This is a genomic window from Pontimicrobium sp. MEBiC01747, from assembly GCF_053601635.1.
The window spans coordinates 1-3,734 of sequence record NZ_JBSHNS010000341.1; the positions used below are offsets into that span (position 1 = coordinate 1).

4 protein-coding genes are annotated in these 3,734 nt (G+C 31.4%); all 4 read left to right on the top strand.

Translation table 11 applies throughout. The annotated features are described in order from the left end of the window. Positions 1-201: 201 nt before the first annotated feature. On the top strand, positions 202-1,200 hold the full coding sequence (locus tag ACVC2P_RS11110) for a glycoside hydrolase family 113 (protein WP_452598540.1): 999 nt from the start codon (positions 202-204) through the stop codon (positions 1,198-1,200). 72 nt (positions 1,201-1,272) lie between these two features. Continuing rightward, positions 1,273-2,007 (top strand): hypothetical protein, encoded by a 735-nt coding sequence (locus ACVC2P_RS11115; RefSeq protein ID WP_452598541.1) that lies wholly within the window; start codon positions 1,273-1,275, stop codon positions 2,005-2,007. 2 nt (positions 2,008-2,009) lie between these two features. Next, on the top strand, positions 2,010-3,275 hold the full coding sequence (locus ACVC2P_RS11120; RefSeq protein ID WP_452598543.1) for an outer membrane protein assembly factor: 1,266 nt from the start codon (positions 2,010-2,012) through the stop codon (positions 3,273-3,275). Positions 3,276-3,332: 57 nt separating this feature from the next. Further along, positions 3,333-3,734: NUDIX domain-containing protein (locus ACVC2P_RS11125; RefSeq protein WP_452598542.1), on the top strand; the 402-nt coding region annotated here is incomplete at its 3' end.

The following is a 3,734-nucleotide window of genomic DNA, read 5'->3' on the forward strand; positions in this document are numbered from 1 at the left end:
GAAATAACTTCGAGCAAAACTATACACAATTAGGTTTTGGAGGAAAATACCAATTAACAAAAGCATTAAACGTAGAAGCCTCTTATGGTAAATTTATTAGAGGAAATAACTTCCAAGGGTTAGGACAAACTTTTAGCATAGGTTTAAGAGCATTATTATAGTATAAATAGTAAATTGGGAGTTTAATAAAACGACTTTAAAATGAAGTATATTAAACTCCTTTTTTTATACCTTTTACTACAATCGTGTACAGCACAAAACTCAAAAATTAACGGGGTTAGTTTTGTTGCCTCAGGAGTACCAGTTAATGAGCAACATATTAGCCCAGTAGTAAATATAAATGCTAATTATGCAGCAATAATGCCTTTTGGATTTATTAAAGATTTAAAGCATCCAAAAATAGCATTTAATACAGATAGGCAATGGTTTGGGGAAACAAAATCTGGTGCTAAGCAATACGCAGAGCAATTAAAAATTAAAGGCATAAAAATAATGCTAAAACCCCAAATATGGGTATGGCGCGGTGAGTTTACAGGATATATTAAAATGGAAACAGAAGCCGATTGGAAAACACTAGAAGAGGCCTACTCTAAATTTATATTAGAATATGCAGATTTAGCTAATGAAATAAATGCAGAGCTATTTTGTATAGGTACAGAATTAGAATTATTTGTAGAAAATAGACCTAAATACTGGGATAACTTAATAACAGAAATAAAAAAACGCTACAAAGGAAAACTAACTTATGCAGCTAATTGGGACGAGTTTAAACGCACCCCATTTTGGAATCGTTTAGATTTTATTGGGGTAGATGCCTATTTTCCTGTTTCTATAAGTAAAACACCTACAGTAGAAGAATGTTTAAAAGGATGGAATGCCCATAAAGAAACAATAAAAGGCATGTCTTTAAAACATAATAAACCTATTCTGTTTACAGAATTTGGTTATAGAAGCGTAGATTTTTCAGGGAAAGAACCTTGGCGATCAGACAGAAGCATGACTAGTGTAAATTTAGAAGCACAAACCAATACTACAAAAGCATTGTTTGATACGTTTTGGAAAGAAGAATGGTTTGCAGGAGGATTTATTTGGAAATGGTATCATGATCATGAAACATCTGGAGGTAAAAATAATTCTAGATTTACACCACAAAATAAACCTGTAGAAGAATTAATAAAAGCACATTATGCGTTACATTAATTGAAACATATTAAAAAATATAATGTTTTAATATGTTTATGTAACCACTCAAAAAAAAGATAAGAGTAACACATGAAAGTACTAAAACTTATAGTAATCTTAATAGTAATCGCATCTTGTTCAAGAGACGATGAAAATACAGCTATTATAATTAATACATTAGAAGATTATGTAAGTGGGAAAACAATAGAAACAGGAGCAGTAATAGCTTGTGCAGCTAGCGAAAATAATACTAATGCTGTTTTAACCTTTTTTTACCCAAAAGAAGGTGCTACCAATATTCAATATTTCGAAACAGAAGATACCAATGTTACAAACTCAAACTTTAATAATTACAAAAAAATAAGTTTAGAAAGTAGCCCGTTTTTTAATGGCTATCTACGTTTTTTTAAAACAGAGCTAACCACAGAGAAATGGATAATTGTAACGTATGAACTTAATGGAGAAATTAAAATATCTAACCCAATCCGTACCAAACAAGTAACAAAACCCTCAGTGTGGAATAATGATATAACTATTAATCAAGAACTAAATTTAATGCCACAATTTAGTTGGGAAGCTAATGCCTTTGGAGATAATGCTATTTATTTTCAAGTACTTTCAGATTCAGAAAACAATTTAATATCTGGCACCTATACTTACGATAATCAGTTTAAATATTATGACACCACTAATGTTGTGTTAAACATAACGCAAGGTACACCATCAGCATTGGTTAATAATACAATGTACAATTATACATTAATGGATGTTAGCTTAGATAATTGGGTTAATTTAGTAGCGCAAAAACCTTTTATAACAGAATAATGATGAAACAGTTTTTTATAGTTCTATTTTTTGGAATTTTTGCATTGCAAAGCTTTGGTCAAGATAAAATAGTACTAGACTTAAAAATTCAAGGAAATAAAAAGATAAAAACATCTTTTGTAAAAAAAATAGCTACAGTAAAAGCAGGTAGTATACTAGATTCTGTAGCTATAGAAAACGACATAAAACAATTAAAACGGTTACCATCTGTAGCCCATGCGTATTATCAAGTCTTTTACTCTCATGATAATTCGTATAACGTTTTTTATAATATAGAAGAAAACTTTACAATTATACCATCTGCAAATATTTACACCTCTAACGAAGGCGAATTTGCCTATAGATTAGGGCTGTATGAGTTTAACCTATTAGGTAGAAATATGACCTTTGGAGGCTTTTATCAAAAAGATATATACAGTAGCTATGGAATTAATTTTAGAGCCCCTTTTTTATTTAGTAGACAATTAGGACTAGCAATAAATCATCAAGATTTAATAACACAAGAACCTGTGTTTTTTGACAATACAACAGCCGATTATAAATATAGAAATACATCTTACGAGGTTTTAGGGCTCTATCAAATAAACTTTCATAATCGTATAGAAGCAGGAGTTAATTACTTTTCAGAAAAGTATGCATATAAGTCGGGAGCAACTAACCCTGCGGTACCTTTAGCACTAAATGTTAAAAAACTACTATATAAATTTATTTATGAGTATAATAATTTAGATTACGATTACCAATATGTAAAAGGATTTAAAAGTACACTTAATTTTCAATATGTAACCTCTACAAGCGATGAGCATTTACCCGAATTTGTTATAGGGTGGAACGACTTTATATATTATGCTAGAATAGGCGATAAAGGCAATTGGGCTAATAGAATGCGTGTAGGTTTTTCTACAAATAACAATACACCATTTGCACCCTTTTCTGTAGATAATAATTTAAATATAAGAGGCGTTGGTAATACCATAGATAGAGGTACAGGAGCTATTGTTTTAAATACAGAATATAGGCATACGTTATACGAAAAAGGCTGGTTTGCTCTACAAGGAAATGCCTTTATAGATGCAGGTACATGGAGGAACCCAGGAGGCGATTTCGGTGATTTTAGCGACTCTCAAAATATTAGAGTCTACCCAGGAGTTGGACTTCGCTTTATACATAAACAAATATTTAATGCCACTTTTAGAATCGACTATGGCATAGGCATAACACCAGATGCTACCAAAGGATTAGTGTTTGGAATTGGGCAATATTTTTAAAAACACCTTTTAATTGTATTTATAAAGCTATAAATTTGCGTTACAAATACGCAAATTATGGGGGTAGTTCAAAATATTAAAGTGGCGGTAGATGCTGTCGTTTTTGGTTACGAGTCTAAAAAAAATCTATCAGTACTTTTAATTCGTAGAGGAGTAGAACCCTTTAAAGATACTTGGGCATTACCAGGAGGATTAGTATTAGAAAACGAATCTCTAGAAGAAGCCGTAGAACGAGAATTAGAAGAAGAAACAGGCGTTAAAATCGATTATTTAGAACAGTTATATTCCTTTGGTAAACCAAAACGAGACCCAAGAAACAGAGTCATCTCTATTAGCTATTTCGGACTCGTTAAACCCAATCACTTTAAAATTGAAGCAGCAACAGATGCGGCAGAAGCACAATGGTTTCCTGTAAATGAAATTCCAGAATTAGCGTTCGACCATAAAACCATTTTAGAC